This window comes from Martinezella lusitana, assembly GCF_010668395.1.
Classification (GTDB): Bacteria; Pseudomonadota; Alphaproteobacteria; order Rhizobiales; family Rhizobiaceae; genus Rhizobium; species Rhizobium lusitanum_A.
On record NZ_WUEY01000026.1, the window covers coordinates 65,366 to 82,107 of the forward strand.

Genomic DNA, 16,742 nt, shown 5'->3' on the forward strand with positions numbered 1-16,742 from the left:
GCCTAGAAATAGACGCCCCGGCGATTCGCTGAAAGATGCAGATCCTAGCGGGGAACATGTGCGCATTGCGGCAGCGATCGGCTTACCCCCATATTTAACGGGCTTGATGCACGACATGGCTTATTTGCAATCCATCGCTGAAGTCACCTCCTTCGTGGCAACCACGAAAGCACGGGCGGCGGCAGAGTGATAGGCATTGCGGCGGCGTAGCAGCGCCGCGCGGCGCGGCGCGAATTCCGGCGGCAACCCGATCGTCGCAAGACCCGCGCCGGCGACATTCGCGGGCAGGATGGTGGCGAGGTCTGTCTGGCGAACGATTTCCATCAGCGCCGTGATCGAATTTACTTCGACAGCGACGGACGACCGCAAGCCGCTGTTTTGGAAATATTGATCCACAAGCCGCCGCGTGGAAAAGGATCCGTCCAGCAGCGCGAGCGGGGTTGATGCGAGCTCGGCCGCAGTGAAGGCATTCCCCCGCGCGCCTTGCCAGATGGCGCTGACGATCAAGGCCAGTCGCTCATCGTGAAGAGGGATCGTCTCTATGTCCTCTGCCGGCAGGTCGCCGAAGCCAATGCCCAGATCCAACTCATCGTTTCGCAGCGCCGGCTCGATCTCTTCCTGCGCCGCGACGTGAACGACCAGACCGATCCCCGGATAGCTGCTGCGGAAGTGCCGCAGCAATGGCGCGATCAGATAGGCGGCGATGCTGGGCGTGATGCCCAGCCGCAAGGAGCCGGTGGATAGATCCTCGACATCGCGTACGGCGCGCGTCGCCTCGTCCAGCTCCTTCAAGGCGCGATCGACGTGGCGAAGATAGGCAACACCCAGGTCGGTAGGGCGAACCTGACGCCCGCTTCGGTCGAGCAGCCTTGCACCCAGACCGAGCTCCAATTCCCTTATCTGCTGCGACAGCGCCGGTTGCGACACATGCAGCGCCTGAGCGGCCCGCGTAAAGCTGCCGTGATCGACAACGGCTTTGAGATAGCGGATATGGCGCAGGAGCATAACTATAACCATTGCTTATAGAGATAGTAAGAAATCAGTCTTGGACGATTATAGCCGGAAAGACTATCTCCTTACCAGACGCACCGCTGAGCACGTCCAAAACCATTGAAAATTTCGATCGCCGCCCGTGCCCGAGGCCGGGAACGGCACGTCTGCATCAAAGGAGAAAAGTCATGCAGCAGTTTGCACGCATCCTGACAAATAACAGCGTTATTCCCGTTCTTCTCAAGGATGGGGAACATTTGGATCTCCGTCCAATCGTGGCCGACATTCCACCCGCCGCCATTGCCAGCGGGATCCTCAACGCGGTGGATACGACCGGCCTCCGGCCCGTCACCGACGATTTCGCCTATCTGGCGCCGATCGAAGGCGTGCGGCAGATCGCTGCCACCGGCTTCAACTACAAGAAGCACATCGAGGAATTCAAAATGTCGCCGCCCACCGAACCCGAAGTGTTCCTGAAGGCCGTCACCTCGCTTTCCGGACCGAGCGACCCGATCTCGCGTGGGCCCAACGCCGGCATAAAATTGGACTGGGAAGTGGAGCTCGCGATCGTGGTCGGACGCGAGACCAGCGACATCAGTGCGGCCCGCGCCCCGGACCATATCTTCGGCTATGTCTGCCTGAACGATATCTCCGACCGCAACACCCAGGTCGACGGCAGCGGCGCACAGCACCTCGTGCGCGCCAAGTCGCGGCCCGGATACACACCGATCGGCCCCTATCTCGTCACCGGCGTCGATGGGATGAATCTCGACCTGTGGACCAAGTTGAACGGACGGATCGAGCAGCAGGGCAATACAAGCGACATGCTGTTCTCGATCAACGAGATGCTGGCCTATTTCTCGAGGTACATGACGCTGCTGCCGGGCGACATTCTTGCCACCGGTACGCCGCCGGGCGTCGGGTTCGGCAAGGGTCGCTTCATGTCGGCCGGCGACGTTCTGGAATGCGGCATAGCGCATCTTGGCGCCCAGCGGCACGAGATCCGCGATTGATGAGAACAGAAAAGCCGGGCCCGTCGCGGCCCGGCTCCGTCGATTGAGGACAATTGCGGCCTCGCCGCGACCCTACGCGGGCTACGCGCGGCGCTGGACGGACCTTTGCGTCTCCGCAAAAAAAGCAAAGCGCAAACAAGCCTGTCGAATGCACCAATGCTGGCAAGGCCCAAAGCGCCACCCGTCGTTGCGGTCGAACCGCGATCGCGTTCATGTGCCGCTCGCCCGGTTTTCCGGATTTAAACCCGTTCGGTTTCCGCGAGAAAAGACAAAATCAGCGCGGAAACTCTCTGCGGATCTTCCCAATGCGGATTATGTCCATACCCTTCGAGCGTGATCGACCGAACTGTGTGAAACGCGTGCGCAAGCGTCTCCCGATGCGAACTGCCAAAGAGCGGGTCGGCTGAACCGGCGATGCAAAGTACCGGCGCCGTGACCCGCGCCGCGCTGCATCGCAGATCGGTTTCGCCAAAGCCCTCCAGGATGCCATGCCAGATCGCCGCCGGCATCGCCGCCGCATCCAGCTTCATCCTCGACAAGAAGTCGGAATCGACAGGGCGGCTGCAGGCATACCAATCACGGAGAAACGGCCCCGAAGGGTCGATGGGATCCCGAAGCGAACGTATATCGCGGGCAAGCGGGCTCTCGGCACCGAAATCCGGCCGCAGGCTGGCAGACAGAAGGATGAGTGCATTCACGCCATCCCGGCGGCGGGCCGCAAGCTCTATCGCCGTCATCGCGCCCATCGAATGGCCAACAAGCGCAATGTTCTCAAGTCCGAGAACCGTCAGAAGCCGGTCGATGCTCGCGGCAAAATCATCGACATGCATTCCTCCATCCAGAGCGGATGCCCCATGCCCGGGAAGATCCGGAACGATCAGGCGAAAATCAGGAAAGAAGCGTTCGAGCGCGGCAAAGCTGCGGCTCGTGTCGGAAAAGCCGTGCAGCAGCAGAAGCGGCGGTCCGTTTCCGCCGCTGTCGACGAAGGCGACGGACTTCCCTTCCGACGTTTCAACGTATCGCTTGCGGCTATGCCAATGATCTGCGTGAATAGTCATTGAAGCCCAAGAGCGCTTTTGACCGCGGCAAGCCCCGGTCGGCCGTCATAGGTGGATACTCCCGCCAGCCAGGTATCGAGCCGCGCGGGCTCGGCCTTGATTGCCTTCAAAGCGGCGTCGGCGGGTTCGAGACCATCATCCATGATGTAGGCCATGCCGCGGTTCTCGTAGTCGACATCGAATGTCAGGTTGTTCAGGAGCTTCGCGACGTTGGCGCACTCTTGCAGATAACCCTTGCGCACCTGCGTGGATACCGTCGCCGCGCCAAAATTCGGTCCGTAGAATTTGTCGCCGCCGGTGAGATATTTGATGTCGAACACCGTGTTCATCGGATGCGGCGCCCAGCCTTGAAATACGATGAATGATTTGTCGCGCGTCCGGCGACTGACCTCCGAAAGCATGCCCTGCTCGCTCGACTCGATCACTTCCCACCCGTCGAGACCGAGAGCCGGATCTTTGATCGCGTCGAGCATCAGCTGGTTCGATCCCGGCTCTATGCCGTAGAGCTTGTGATCGAATTTGTCGGCAAACTTATGCAGATCGGAAAAATCCTTGACGCCGGCCTCCCAGACATAGGTGGGGACGGCAAATGTGTACTTCGCACCCTCAAGGTTGGTGCGAACCGTTTCCACCGAACCGTCTTCCTTGTACGGCTTGTAGTAGGCGACCATGGCCGGGTCCCAATAGCCGAGAAACACATCCAGGTTCTTGTTCTTCAGGCTCGTGTAAATGACGTCGATGCCGAGCAGCTGACTTTTGGCCTCATAACCCAGCGCATTTAACAAAGTGATGCCGATCCCGGTCGTGAAGGCGAGATCATTCCAGCCCGGTTCCGCCATTCTCACAGCCTTGCAGCTTTCCGGCTCGCCCGCGAAGGCCCGAGCGGTTGCGGCAAGGAGGAGGATCGCGGTGGCTCCGGCTCTCACTGATCGTTTCATGGCAGTCCCCTTTTTGTCCAAATGGATACTTTATTGTCCCATGGGTCAATAATTGATCTTTTCGGAAAACTTGTCAATGTAGAGCCCAACCTCGGGGGTAGACATGAGACTGGCCAAGATTAGCGACATCCGGAAGCGCGAACTCAGGCGCGCCGCATTTGAGGTTTTGCAGCGCGAAGGCATGGCGGGAGCAACGCTGGAGAAAGTCGCCGCGCAGGCCGGCGCTTCGAAGGGTATCGTCCTGCACTATTTCGCAAACAAGCAGGAGTTGTTCGAGCATGCGATGCGCGAGGCGAACGCCGCCTTGAGGGACGCCGTCGTGGCGCGACTGAACCTCGCAAGGAGCCCCCTTGAAAGACTGGAGGCGATCATCGAAGGCAATTTCGAGGAACGCTTTTTCCAGCCGTCCGTTTGCCACGCGTGGTTGGCGCTTTGCGCAGAGGTTCCGCGCGAACCGCAATTGGCACGTATCCAGAAGGTCATTCACATGCGGATGCGGTCCAATCTCATGTCGGCCCTGGTTCATATGCTGCCGGAGGAAGAATGCGAGGCAGTCGCACTCGGCATCACCGCCCTGATCGACGGACTCTGGCTGCGATTGGGCCTGCAGACGGAGCGCCTGACATCCAAGGATGCTCTTCGCCAGATGCGCGATTATCTATCTCACCGGCTGCCATCCGCCTTCGCGCAATCGTCAGTCGCGGATTTATGAGGCCTTCCTCGATGAATCGGCGCCGTGGCTGGTCACACTGGACCGGCCGATAGGCCCACTCTCTTCGGGGAGAGGGCGCGCAGCTGCCGCTTGTCTGGATAAAGACTGCCCGACACACACCACGCTTTGCTGCGGGTGCCCCCGGCGTCGCCAGGGACACAAGGCTGGGACCAGCGCTATCCGATAGGAAACCGCCCTGTCATTTCTTTCGATGTTGCCACCCAACGCCGGGAGCCCGACCAACCATTTCGAAGGATCGATTGATGTCAAAGGATATAGCAGATGCGCTTACGGCAAGGCTTCTGTTTGAGCCGGATCTAGCCCATATCCAGGGCACCACCGCTTTGAAGCCGTTGAGCGTCAAGAGATTTGCGCAGATCGCGGCAGCCTTCGAAGCGGGCCAGTTCTATAACCGGCATCTCTATAATTGCCCGCAATTCGACAGCTGGCTCGATCATCTCGTTTTTGCCTCGAAGAAGGCCGAAACTCTGGGCGAGGGCCTCTTTCTGGAATTCGGGGTCGCAAGCGGCGTGACGATCACCACGATCGCCAATGCCGTTCGCCGCCCAGTCGCGGGTTTCGACAGCTTCAAGGGGCTCCCGGAGAATTGGCGCGAAGGCGTCCAGATAGGTGCGTTCGCTACGCCCGTGCCGCAGGTGCCGGCAAACGTCAGGCTCTGGATCGGCATGATTGAAGAGCAGCTGCCGCTCTTTCTTCAGCAGAATCCCGGCGAAATCCGCTTCATCCATATCGATACGGATCTCTACAGCGTTGCCAAATATATTCTGAAGGCCTGCCGTGAGCGCATGAACGATACGGTGGTCGTCTTCGATGAGTTTTTCAACTACGCGGGCTATATCGATCACGAATTCAAAGCCTGGGCGGAATTCCAAAGCGAAAACAACCAGATATTCGACTTCAAATACCTTGGACTGGGCGGCGAGGTCGCGGTTTCGGCTCAGGTAACCAGAAAATAGCCACGCCTCGGTCACGGCATGAGCTGACGCGGCAGGCGCTTCGAACCATGCAATCGACATCATCGTCATGTGGCGCCGACCGGCGCCACATGACTGAAGCACCCAGCTATTCTTCCGTCCACCTCACCGATGACGGCCTGGCCGGTTCTGGATTGGCACTCCCATTGGAGCCTCGCGATTACAAGGGAGCCGGCCTCCAGCCGCGCGCGCGGCATATGGCATCATTGAAGATGCCGGACCAGACGGCCCCGTCGAGGCTCGGTCCGACTAGGAATTGCTGCAGTCGCGGAGGGTCGATTTCCTCGCCAAGGGCAAGAGCGGCCAGGGACGCCACTCCGGCCGCCGTTTGCTCCGCGAAGCTGCCGACGCGGAAGCTGCGCCCACTGCAGTTTGCAAGGAACTGCACGAAATAGCTGTTGGCGGCAATTCCGCCATCGATAGGAATATGCTCTTGCAAGGCACAGTGATTACCGATCGCGGCCAGCACCTGCGAGGTGAGAAAGGCTACGCCCTCCAGCAAGGCCTGGCATATATCCCTTCGGTCCATGCTCGGCTGCAAGCCGATGATCAGTGGGCTGGCACTGCGATCCCATGTGGGGCAACCCAGACCGGAAAATGCCGGGATGAACACAAGACCTCTTTCAACGGCTGTCGTTGGTTCCAATATTTCGAAATCCAGGAGACTTCGGGCCATTCCCGCTCGCAACGCCCATTCGATGGCCGATCCCGCATCCTGAACTCCGCCGTCGATCGCATATGTCGTCTCGTCGCCAAGATCCCAGGCGACCGTCGGCAACAATCCGGATTCGAGAGCGTCCCGCTTCAGAGACGTGCCCGTCACGGTCAGCGCGAAGGCGCCAGTACCGAACGTCACCTTGGCATCCCCCGCAATCCTGCAACCATGTCCGTAGAGAGCGGCTTGCTGGTCGACTATCGATGCCCCCACCCGCGCGCCGGCAATGCTTCCGAACCCGGCGATATTGGACCGGATGGGAGGAAGACACTCAAGGGGCACACCGAACAGCCGGCATAGTTCCTCGTCCCATTCTCCCGTCTCCATGTTCATCAGGCTGGTTCGGGATGCGGTTGCCCGATCCGTGGCAAAGCAATCCGCCAAACGATCCAGGAAGAACGCATCGGTGGTCCCGAGCCTCAGGCGGCCCGCCTTCAACGCGGCCGCCGCCTTGGGCAGGTTGGCGACGATCCAGCCAAGCTTCGCCGCCGAAAAATAGGGATCCAACGGAAGCGCTGCCCTGCGCCGAACCGTCTTTTCCAACCCCTCCGCAGCCATTCGTTCCAGTATCTGGACGGTACGCGTATCTTGCCAAACAATGATCGGAGACAAGGGTTCCTTGGTCACGCTATCCCATGCCAGACAGCTTTCCCCCTGATTTGCCAATCCAATTGCATCCACCGGACCGGCCGCCTCTATGAGGGACATTATGTTGACTGCCAGCTCGTTCGCGTCCTGCTCAACCCAGCCATGGCGGGGATATTCGTTTCTATGCGATCTGCTGCCGATATGGCGGGCATCCCCTGTCTGGCTGAACAGGATTGCTCTCGTGGAAGTCGTTCCTTGGTCGATGGCTAGGATTCGCATGGGCACGCTTTCATTGGGCGGAGATTACCAGGGGATCCGCGCCGGTTCTGGGCAGCTCGTCGAGCGGAATGCGGATTCGGCGCTCAGGTCCGCTGTCCAATCGTCGTTGCCACACGGTGCGGCCGGCTTGCTCAACCGTCAAGTTGCCACGGATCCAATCGCTCAAGCGAACTTCGATATGAGAAAAGGCGGCGTTGTCGCCGGCAAAGGCGATCGACTGCGGTACGGCATATTTGACACCTCGTCCCGCTTCTATCCTCGTCAATGAAAGAGGTGGCAATCTCTTCAGATCTCGGGCGATGACATTTGCGACGCGCCGCCCTTCGGACCAGCAATGACCCGCCGTTTCCACTCCCCTGAGCAGGTTTCCGGCGGCATAGATACCCGGCAATTGCGTCCGGCCGCGATTGTCGATTTCGGGACCCTGGCTACCGTCATCGATTGCGATGCCGCCGATGCGGGCGACCGCCGCTTCGGGCGTAAACCGTCCGGTAAAGAGAACCCCGTCGCATTCCAGCCTGTGTGTGTCCTGGGTAAGCCGGTTGCGCAAATGCACGGCGATGACTTTGTCGGTACCATCGATGCCGGCTATTTCCGTATCGCGATAGAAGGGAATACGGGTGATGGCGGGCAACCAGCCAAAAGGCCTGCGCGCCAATGCCCGCGGACCGGCCTCGACGATCGCGACCGGCTTCGCACCGGCCTTGAAACATGTGAGGATCGCCGACATCGCCACGAGTTCGGAGCCTATGATGACGGGTCTGCGAAACGGCCGCATTCCTCTGATGTAGATCATATCCTGAAGTGCGGCCGTGTTCATGATGCCCGGTGGCCGAGAGCCCGAGACGAGCATGGCGGAGCGCGCGGCTTCCCGCACCCCTGTCGCCAGCAATATCGCTCTCGGCCTGACCTCCAGAAGGCCGTCGGGGCTGGCAATCAGGGCACTTGGGCCCGCCTCGATGGAGACGACCGTATGTTTGAGCAGTAATCGGGCTCCCCCCTGCTCGGCGGCGGCGACCAGCCGGCGGACATATTGCGCTCCTGTCAGAATCCGGTGAAACTCTCGCATGCCGAACGGTGAATGGCCGCAATGGCGCGGCATTCCACCCGCCTCCGGTTGACGTTCAACGATCACGACATTCTGCACACCGGCCTGCCGCAGCGCCACCGCTGCGGCTAGGCCCGCCGGGCCTGCGCCGACGATGAGAACGTCCACGGATGTGCTGACGCCAGGCAAGTTCGAAATTTGGCTCATAGCGGCGTCCCGGGAGGATATGGAAGGCGTTCTTTCGTCAATTCGGCCAGGCGGCCGAGGCAGTTGAAGCCCTGGCACCGGCCCATGGTGCAACGTGTTCTTCGCTTCAAGCCGGACAGATCTCGCGGCGGCAACGCCCCCGACAAGGCATTGTCGATCTCGCGGCGCGTCACCAACTCGCAGTGACAAACGATCTCGCCATAGCCGGGCGTCTGCCAGTCACGCGCGACATGTTCGGCAAGATTGGCCATTTTCGGCACCGGCTCGCGCGGTGTGGGGTTGTCGTGTTCGCCGAGCAGCAACGCAGCCGCGTGATTTGCCAATCCGAGCGAAGCTGTCAGCCCAGTCGACCGGATCCCGCCAACGGTAAGCCAGCTGCGTTGCTTGTCATGACGAATCCGATAATATTTTTGCTCCGTTGCAGGGCGAAGCCCGGCATAAATCGCCGTAACGGGCATGCCACGAAGTGCCGGTAGCATTGCCTCGGCACGGGAAATGAGCTTCACCATTTCCCCTTCGTCAACGGTGGCAATCGCACGATCCGGTTGCTCTTCGGCAGTTGGACCGACAAGGACATTGCCGAATATGGTACGGCAAAGAACAATTCCTTTTGTTCTGTCGTTGGGAACAGGCAGTATGATTGCGGAAAGCAAGGCGCTTGCAGCCTTGTCGAAGACGACAAATTGACCTTTTCTCGGCTGGATCCGAAAGCTCACGCTCCCCAGAAACCGCTCTTCGACAAGGTCACCGTAAAGCCCAGCGCAATTCACGATGCCCTTTGCGAAAAAGGTGCCGGCATTCGTCTCGATCGCCCACGTCTGCCCATCGAAGACACCATCCCTCGCCTCGGTCTCGAACAGGAAACGTCCGCCCATCGCCTGCACCTGCAATGCATAGGCCAGGAACGGCGACCAGGGATCGATGACATATTCGCGAGGCACCCACAGCGCGCCGCGCACGTCGTTCGATAAATGGGGCTCGCGTTTGCGGACCTCTTTCGCTTCGATCAGCACGGCGTCCATGACATCATTTTCATGCGCCTGGGATTCCAGGGCGGGCAAGCGTTTCGCTTCATCATCCGTCCACGCGACCACCATCGCGCCCGTTTTCAAGACGGGAAGGTGCATGCTCTCGCGCAGGGCCAAATATTCGGCATGCCCCTCCTGCACGCAGGCGAGCTCAAGACTTCCCGGCGGCGCATCGAATCCCGTATGCAGGATCGCGCTGTTCGCCTTGCTCGCTCCGGACAGGATATCGCGCCCTTTTTCAAGCACGATCACCTTTGCGCCGGCCAGCGCGAGACGACGCGCTGTCGCGCATCCAACGACACCCGCGCCGATGATTGCAAAGTCGTAGACTTCCATTCCGGCTATCGCTTCCTCTGGTGATCCGAACATATTGTGGTTATGTTGTGGAAGCGATAACCCATTGTGACCATATGGTCAATATTAATGACTGAATAGTCACGTCGAGATATGAGATCATGACCCCTGAAGAACGACGAAACAACATACTCGATCTCGTACGGACCGAAGGCCGCGCCTCCGTCGAGCAATTGGCAGACAGTCTGGACATCTCACGCGAAACCATTCGCAGAGACCTGACCGAGCTGGATCGACGTGGCTTTCTGCGGAAGGTCCATGGCGGCGCCGTCGTCGCCGAGCCCTATGCGGGCGACACGGGAGAAGGACCGTTCGCCGCCCGAATGACCGAGAATCTGGCTGCGAAACGAGCCATAGCAAAGGCGGCCGCGGCTCTGCTAAAGCCCGGCGACAGTCTTTTCATCGATACCGGATCGACGACCTTGATGTTTGCCGAAGAATTGCCGGCCTTACAAGGGCTTACGGTGATTACGAACTCGGCTGCCATTGCCGCTCTGGCTGCAAAGGGCGAAGAGAGTCGTGTATTCCTCATCGGGGGCGAGTTCCGACGCGGCGGCCAGGAATGTGTGGGAGATATGGCCGTCCAGCATATCGGGCAGTTTCGAGCCATGCATGCATTCCTGACGGTCGCGGCCGTTGCAGCAACGGGCTATATGGATCACGACCTTCAGGAGGCGCAGATCGCACGAGCAATGTCGCGCCAAGCTGGAAAAGTCACGATCCTGGCGGATTCTTCGAAAATGGATCGGGTCGGGGTTTTCGAAATTGTGCCCGCTTCCGCCTCATCCAGATTGATCGCCGATTCCATACCCTCCAATCTCGCGCGGCAACTCACCGCCGCCGGGGTCGAGATAATAATCGCAACCGCAACGAAATGACCGTTCGGGCATAACTATTGACCGTTCGGGCATATTATGTTTATTCTCTCCCATGATCTGGAAACGGGAGCCGAGATGAACGATCAAACCACCAAGAATTCCGCGAAAAGCGCGCCGGCAAGTGAGACACCGGTCGCCGCCCGTGGCCACGCGGATTCCAAACAAGCCCGCTCGAAGTTCCGCGGGCTTGAGCCACGGCATATGCCGAAGGATTTTTCCATCTCGCTCGACGCCTATCGTCGGGGTGGCACCGACGCGTTCCTCGGCAAGACACCGGCCCATGCCGTGCGCCATTCGATGCGCGGCTTCGAGGCGCAATATGCCAATATCATCGATTACATCATCCGGATCACGCATCAGATCTGGGAAGAGAAAGATATCGGCTACATTTACGATACCTACAGTCATGACTGCATGGTGTGGGGCGAGTTGGGATTGGCTGCGGGGCGCGATCTCGTCGTTCAGCATGTGATCGAGCAGAGCAATGCCTTTCCCGACATGCGGATCCTCGCCGACGAGGTGATCTGGGCCGGCGACGAGGAGATAGGCTTTCACACCTCGCATCGCTCGCAGATCATCGGCACGAATACCGGTTGGAGTGCCCACGGCGCACCGACCGGAAAGCGGATACAGTTTCTTTGCATGGCAAACTGTGTTTCACGCGACAATGAGATCTTCTACGAACATGTAGCCTACGATACGTGTTATCTCGTCAAGCAGCTCGGCCTCGACCCTGTGGAAACCGCCCGACGCGCCGCATCGCTGCTGGGGCCGGATGTGTTGCCAGCGGATTTCCTAAGCAGCGAACCGACGCGTACCACCGGCCAATCAAAACCCGAGAATGTCCCCATACCGGACAGGATCGGCGATAACCCCGAGGAATTCGTCAGGGCCGCCGCTCAAACGATATGGAACAGACGCAATCTCTCCGCTGTCGAGAAGGTCTACGGTGCTGGCATCGTGTCGGAGGCGACGGGTGGGCGCGTGTTTCAGGGAACCGGACAATTGCGCTCGTTCATGCTGTCATTGCTCGCAATGTTTCCCGATGCGCTTTACTCGGTCGATGACCTCTACTGGATGGGAAATGCCGAGGACGGATTTCTCGTTGCCCAGCGCTGGTCGATGATCGGCACGCATCGGGGCCATGGACGCTATGGTGCTCCGACCGGACGCGAGGTCAATCTCTGGGGCATAACCCACTGGGTCATCGAAGGCGGACGTGTGACACGCGAGTGGACGACCTTCAACGAATTCGGCGTTCTCGTCCAACTTCTCCGCTAGCGCTGCCTAAACTGGCGCAGGTCTGAATGACCTGCGCCGAGGGGCACGAGCAGCTTCGAATTGCATACGTATTCCAAACTCGACGTCTTACGCCAGAATTGCCCTTGAAGAGGCAAACAAGCGGACACAGGCAACCAAAACCAATGAAAGAGGGAACTATGAAAAAGATCAGATTACTCGCATCGACGGTCGCGGTCTCGGCCGGCCTGCTTGCCGGAACGATGTCCGCAAAGGCCGATTGTGGTATTGAAAAAGGATCGGTGAGGATCTTGTCCAATGATTTCGAGGCTCTTCGGGTCGTCGTCTCGGAGGCTGAGAAATGCGCATCCGCCAGCGTCAAGGTAACCAAGAACCAGACGACCGAGCACAAGAACCTGCAGGTCCCGGCCCTGCGGGTCAATCCCGCCGAATACACGGTCGCGATGATCGCCAACAATTCGATCGTGCCGCTGCTCAATGAGGGACTGATCCGCCCGATGGACGACCTCGTGGCCAAATACGGACAGGACCTGCAGCCGAACCAGCTCATCAAGCTGGATGGAAAGATCATGGCGATCGCCTTCATGGGCAATTCGCAGCACCTTTATTTCCGCAAGGATATCCTCGACAAGGCAGGTCTCTCTGCGCCCAAGACATATGAAGATATCCTTGCCGCGGCAAAGGTCATCCGGGAAAAGGGGCTAATGCAATATCCGCTCGCCGCCTCCGACAAGGCCGGGTGGGATTTGGCAGCTGAATTCGTGAACATGTATCTCGGTTATGGCGGCGAGCTCTTTCAGCCCGGTTCGGCAGCACCGGCCATCAACAACGAAAAGGGTCTAGCCACCCTGAAAATGATGAAGGATCTGACGGCATACATGAGCCCGGACTACATGACCTTCAACGCCGACGAATTGGCAAAGGTCTATGTGTCCGGAAAGACCGCCATCATGAATGAATGGGGCTCCCTGGCGGGAGGCATTGTCGATCCGAAGGTTGCGCCCGCAGACATAGTGAAAGACACGGTGCTTGCCGCCGCGCCCACAGTGGGCGGCGGGTCTACGCCTGCCGCTGCCCTATGGTGGGATGGCTTTGCAATCGCGAAAAACATTTCGGACGAGGATGCAGAGGCTTCCTTCCGGGCGATGATCTACGGAACAAGGCCGGAGGTCGGCAAGGCCCATGCCGATATCGCTACCTGGCTGACGAAGGACTACGTTCCGGGCGCCGGCGCGGTCGGCGTATTGGCGACCGCGAACGGCGGCGCCATACCCTACCCCATGCTGCCCTATATGGGACTGCTCCATACCGCGCTCGGCTCCGAGCTTGCGGATTTCATGCAGGGCCGGGAAAGCGCGGAGAATGCGCTTGGCGATGTCGAAGCCTCCTACAGTGCCGCAGCCAAGGAAGGCGGCTTCCTAAAGTAGCTCGACAATCGGGTGGCCATATAGACCGCCCGAACGTCCACTTGCTCCCGGCGCCGATTTCGCCGGAAAGAGCTGTATCTCTGAGGAGGGCTTATGCCTCATCGGGCTTTTTTTGCCTTCATATTGCCGTCGCTGATCCTGATGATCCTGTTTATCGCGTTACCGATCGTGTCGGTTGCGGTGCAGTCGCTGTACGTGCAGCATGAAAAGATCGTCGTGGAAACCGAGACCTGCGCACCTTTCGGTGGCTGCAAAAAGGAAACACGGGTGGATGCCGACGCGACGGCCAAACTGCGCCACGACGAACCTCTCGGCCATTTCAACGGTCTTGGAACCTATATCGACCGAAACCATCTGGCCTTTGCGGAAATCGGTTCGATCATGGGTAACAACAAGGGTTTTGGCGATGCTGTAGCCCGCATCTACAGCCTGCCATTCTACAAGGCGCTTGCCTTCACGCTGGCCTATACCTTCGTCGTAACGCCACTCGCGATGGCGCTCGGCTTCTGCATCGCGCTTGGTGTCAACAATCTGTCTCCAGCCCTGAAGGGCCCGGTCATTTTCTTTTCTCTATTGCCGATGATCATCACGCCGCTTGTCGGCGCGCTCATCGTCTACTGGATGGTTTCCTCTCAAGGGATTCTGGGCGCGACGCTTCAATCACTGGTTGGCGATCCAACGCTCTCGGTCGGATCGTCCGCCGTGCTGACATGGATAACGCTGCTCCTGTACGGCATCTGGAACAATGCGCCCTTTTCGTTCGTGGTATTCTATGCCGGCTTGCAGACCGTGCCTGCCGACACGCTCGAATCGGCAATGATCGACGGCGCAAGCCGCTGGGAGCGGATACGTTTCATCGTTATTCCGCATCTCGGCCCGCTTGCGACCTTCGTCGCCCTGGTTCAACTGATGGATAATTTTCGCGTGTTCGAGCCGGTCGTCGGCTTCAGCGCGGAGGCCAATGCAACATCGCTGTCCTGGTCGATATTCAACGACCTTCGAGGCCAGGTCGATCAGCTCTACGGTTCGGCGGCGGCAACGTCGATGATGACGATCTTCGGTGTCATCATTCTTCTTTCCCCGGTTCTGGTGCGCACATGGCGCGAGTTTAACAGGCACTAGGAGCGCATCATGATTCCCGCTGTACGCCGACAACCGAAGTCCTTGAAGACCGTATCTCTTCTGCTTGTCCTGATATGGGTTTTCCTTGCTGCATTTCCGTTTGCCTGGACTGTCTGGGGTTCATTCAAGGTCGAGCAGGACTTTTTCTCGCGAGACTCCTGGTGGAATGCCGTCACCGGTGTTCGCACGATTGCCCAGACGGGAAGTGCTTTTACAAGCGGAGGCTACTATGGTGCATGGGTCGTTCGCGATTTTGCATCATCGGTTTTCAATACCACCATCGTTACGATAGCTGTGGTCGTCATCTCGCTGACCTTCGGAACGCTGGGCGGCTATGCTCTATCTCGCTCGAGCCATCGCTACACTTTCTGGATTTTGATGGTGGCGCTGGTATTCCGGGCAATGCCGCATATTACGCTTGTATCCGGTTATCTCCTGCCGTTCTTCCAGCTGAATATCTGGGGATACCTGCCGACCGCGATCATGGTGCTGGTGGCGATCAATCAACCGTTCACGCTCTGGATGCTTCACTCCTTCTTTCTGTCCATACCCAAGGATCTCGACGAGAGCGCGATGGTCGACGGCTGCTCGCGCTTCCAGGCTTTTCGTCTCGTCGTCATTCCGGTGATGTGGCCGGGTGTGATCACGACAGGCCTCTTCTCCTTCCTTCTCGCCTATAATGATTTCGCAGTCACGGCGATGCTGCTGTCGCAGCCGAACCAGACGATGGTTCCGAAAATCGCGAGTTTCCTGGGTACGGTTCAACAGGACGGCAACGTCATGTTTGCCGTTGCGGCGGTGGTCTCCGCGACCGCGCCTCTTTTCCTCCTAGTCATGTTCTTCCAGCGCCAGATCGTCAGCGGCCTTACGGCGGGCGCAGTAAAGGGATAATTCAGATGGCAGAAATCCGCCTCAAGAACGTTTCGAAGCGCTGGCACAATTTCGTTGGCGTCGACAACTTCAACCTTACGATCCATGACCGTGAATTTCTCGTTCTGCTTGGTCCGTCGGGCTGTGGAAAAACGACGACCATGCGCATGATCGCGGGACTGGAGGATATCAGCGACGGCGAAATCTGGCTTGGCGACAGACTGGTCAACAAGCTGGAGCCGAAGGATCGCGACATCTCGATGGTGTTCCAGAGTTACGGCCTCTACCCCAACATGAGCGTATACGAGAATATTCGCTTTCCATTGCGCGTGCGGCGCGTTCCCAAGGAACAGCATCATGAAAAGGTCATGCAGGCTGCAAAGATGGTCGAGCTGCTGGACTTTCTTGATCGGCGGCCGGCGGCCCTGTCGGGCGGGCAACGCCAGCGCGTAGCACTCGGTCGCGCGATCGTGCGGCAGCCCAACGTGTTTCTGATGGACGAGCCCCTGTCCAATCTCGACGCAAAGCTGCGCGTCTCCACGCGCGCCCAGATCAAGCATCTTCAGCATACGCTGCAGGTTACCACGATCTATGTCACGCATGACCAGATCGAGGCCATGACACTGGCGGACCGCGTCGTCGTCATGAACAAGGGCATCGTTCAGCAGGTTGGAACGCCGACCGAAATCTATGACAATCCGGCCAACACATTCGTCGCCTCATTCATCGGCTCTCCGGCAATGAACCTTGTGCCGGGCGAGCTGAGAGACGGAACCTTTCTTGCCGACGGAATCAGCATCCCCTCCTTGCCGAGGGACACAAGCGGGCCGGTTACGCTGGGTTTCAGGGCCGAGGACGCATCCCTCGTATCGGAGGGCGGGCAGTTTCGCGCGGACGTCTATTCCATGGAATTGCTTGGCGAAGCCACGATGGCGAGTTTCCGGATTGGCGAGCAGCTCGTCTCGATAAAATCAGACAAGTCCTATCGAGCCGAGATCGGGCAGCGCGTGCATGCCGTGATCCCCTCGTCGGCCTGTCACCTGTTCGATGCGAGGACCGGCACCCGCGTCTCGCAGCCACATAAATCCTGAACATATAGCGAAGCGGCCGTTGGTCTGGCCGCAAGGAGAACCATCATGACGGTTAGTTATCTGAAGGTTGGGAAGACTGCGACGGAGCGTGCGGAGGAGGATGCGAAGGTTCGCTCGATTGTCGAGGCGACGCTGAAGGAGATCGAGACGCGCGGGGACGCGGCTGTCC

At 59.0% G+C, this 16,742-nt stretch carries 15 protein-coding genes; 9 read left to right on the forward strand and 6 right to left on the reverse strand.

Annotation, left to right across the window (positions count from 1 at the left end; genetic code table 11):
* Window positions 1–120 precede the first annotated feature (120 nt).
* Window positions 121–1,005, reverse strand: a complete 885-nt coding sequence (cynR, locus tag GR212_RS31970) for a transcriptional regulator CynR (RefSeq protein ID WP_163993185.1) — start codon at window positions 1,003–1,005, stop codon at window positions 121–123.
* Window positions 1,006–1,178: 173 nt separating this feature from the next.
* Between cynR and GR212_RS31975 the strand changes: the two genes are divergently transcribed.
* Window positions 1,179–2,003 (forward strand): fumarylacetoacetate hydrolase family protein, encoded by an 825-nt coding sequence (locus tag GR212_RS31975; RefSeq protein WP_163993187.1) that lies wholly within the window; start codon window positions 1,179–1,181, stop codon window positions 2,001–2,003.
* 239 nt (window positions 2,004–2,242) lie between these two features.
* On the opposite strand, the gene GR212_RS31980 is transcribed toward GR212_RS31975, so the two are convergent.
* Window positions 2,243–3,061 carry an alpha/beta fold hydrolase gene (locus GR212_RS31980; RefSeq protein ID WP_163993189.1) on the reverse strand — a complete coding sequence of 273 codons (819 nt, stop codon included), beginning with the start codon at window positions 3,059–3,061 and terminating at the stop codon, window positions 2,243–2,245.
* On the reverse strand, window positions 3,058–3,999 hold the full coding sequence (locus tag GR212_RS31985; RefSeq protein WP_163993191.1) for a choline ABC transporter substrate-binding protein: 942 nt from the start codon (window positions 3,997–3,999) through the stop codon (window positions 3,058–3,060). Before GR212_RS31985 ends, GR212_RS31980 begins: the two co-directional genes overlap by 4 nt.
* Window positions 4,000–4,102: 103 nt before the next feature.
* On the opposite strand from GR212_RS31985, the gene betI reads away from it, so the two are divergent.
* Window positions 4,103–4,711 carry a choline-binding transcriptional repressor BetI gene (gene betI / locus GR212_RS31990; RefSeq protein WP_163993193.1) on the forward strand — a complete coding sequence of 203 codons (609 nt, stop codon included), beginning with the start codon at window positions 4,103–4,105 and terminating at the stop codon, window positions 4,709–4,711.
* Between the two features lie 263 nt (window positions 4,712–4,974).
* Window positions 4,975–5,688, forward strand: a complete 714-nt coding sequence (locus GR212_RS31995; protein WP_163993195.1) for a class I SAM-dependent methyltransferase — start codon at window positions 4,975–4,977, stop codon at window positions 5,686–5,688.
* A 178-nt stretch (window positions 5,689–5,866) separates the two neighbouring features.
* Here the strand turns inward: GR212_RS31995 and GR212_RS32000 are convergent, their stop codons facing one another.
* Genes GR212_RS32000 through GR212_RS32010 form a run of 3 tightly spaced genes read right to left on the reverse strand, consistent with a single transcriptional unit; the run spans window position 5,867 to window position 9,907 of the window.
* Window positions 5,867–7,288 carry an FGGY family carbohydrate kinase gene (locus GR212_RS32000; RefSeq protein ID WP_163993197.1) on the reverse strand — a complete coding sequence of 474 codons (1,422 nt, stop codon included), beginning with the start codon at window positions 7,286–7,288 and terminating at the stop codon, window positions 5,867–5,869.
* 10 nt (window positions 7,289–7,298) lie between these two features.
* Window positions 7,299–8,543 (reverse strand): NAD(P)/FAD-dependent oxidoreductase, encoded by a 1,245-nt coding sequence (locus GR212_RS32005; RefSeq protein WP_163993199.1) that lies wholly within the window; start codon window positions 8,541–8,543, stop codon window positions 7,299–7,301.
* Complete coding sequence (locus tag GR212_RS32010) at window positions 8,540–9,907, reverse strand: NAD(P)/FAD-dependent oxidoreductase (protein ID WP_163993201.1); 1,368 nt, start codon at window positions 9,905–9,907, stop codon at window positions 8,540–8,542. Before GR212_RS32010 ends, GR212_RS32005 begins: the two co-directional genes overlap by 4 nt.
* A 119-nt stretch (window positions 9,908–10,026) precedes the next feature.
* Here GR212_RS32010 and GR212_RS32015 point away from each other — a divergent pair, with 119 nt between their 5' ends.
* The 6 genes from GR212_RS32015 to GR212_RS32040 all read left to right on the forward strand — a co-directional run bounded on the left by GR212_RS32015 (window position 10,027) and on the right by GR212_RS32040 (window position 16,573).
* Entirely contained in the window at window positions 10,027–10,803 is a 777-nt protein-coding gene (locus tag GR212_RS32015; RefSeq protein ID WP_163993203.1) for a DeoR/GlpR family DNA-binding transcription regulator, read from the forward strand.
* A gap of 75 nt (window positions 10,804–10,878) precedes the next feature.
* Window positions 10,879–12,084, forward strand: coding sequence for an ester cyclase (locus GR212_RS32020; RefSeq protein WP_163993205.1), 1,206 nt, complete (start codon window positions 10,879–10,881; stop codon window positions 12,082–12,084).
* A 158-nt stretch (window positions 12,085–12,242) separates the two neighbouring features.
* Window positions 12,243–13,490 (forward strand): ABC transporter substrate-binding protein, encoded by a 1,248-nt coding sequence (locus tag GR212_RS32025; protein ID WP_163993207.1) that lies wholly within the window; start codon window positions 12,243–12,245, stop codon window positions 13,488–13,490.
* A 93-nt stretch (window positions 13,491–13,583) separates the two neighbouring features.
* Window positions 13,584–14,612, forward strand: coding sequence for a carbohydrate ABC transporter permease (locus tag GR212_RS32030; RefSeq protein WP_163993209.1), 1,029 nt, complete (start codon window positions 13,584–13,586; stop codon window positions 14,610–14,612).
* A 9-nt stretch (window positions 14,613–14,621) separates the two neighbouring features.
* The gene (locus GR212_RS32035; protein WP_204326847.1) at window positions 14,622–15,503 is read left to right on the forward strand and encodes a carbohydrate ABC transporter permease; all 882 of its coding nucleotides are present in this window, start codon (window positions 14,622–14,624) and stop codon (window positions 15,501–15,503) included.
* A 5-nt stretch (window positions 15,504–15,508) separates the two neighbouring features.
* Window positions 15,509–16,573, forward strand: a complete 1,065-nt coding sequence (locus GR212_RS32040) for an ABC transporter ATP-binding protein (RefSeq protein WP_163993211.1) — start codon at window positions 15,509–15,511, stop codon at window positions 16,571–16,573.
* The last annotated feature ends 169 nt before the right edge of the window (window positions 16,574–16,742 follow it).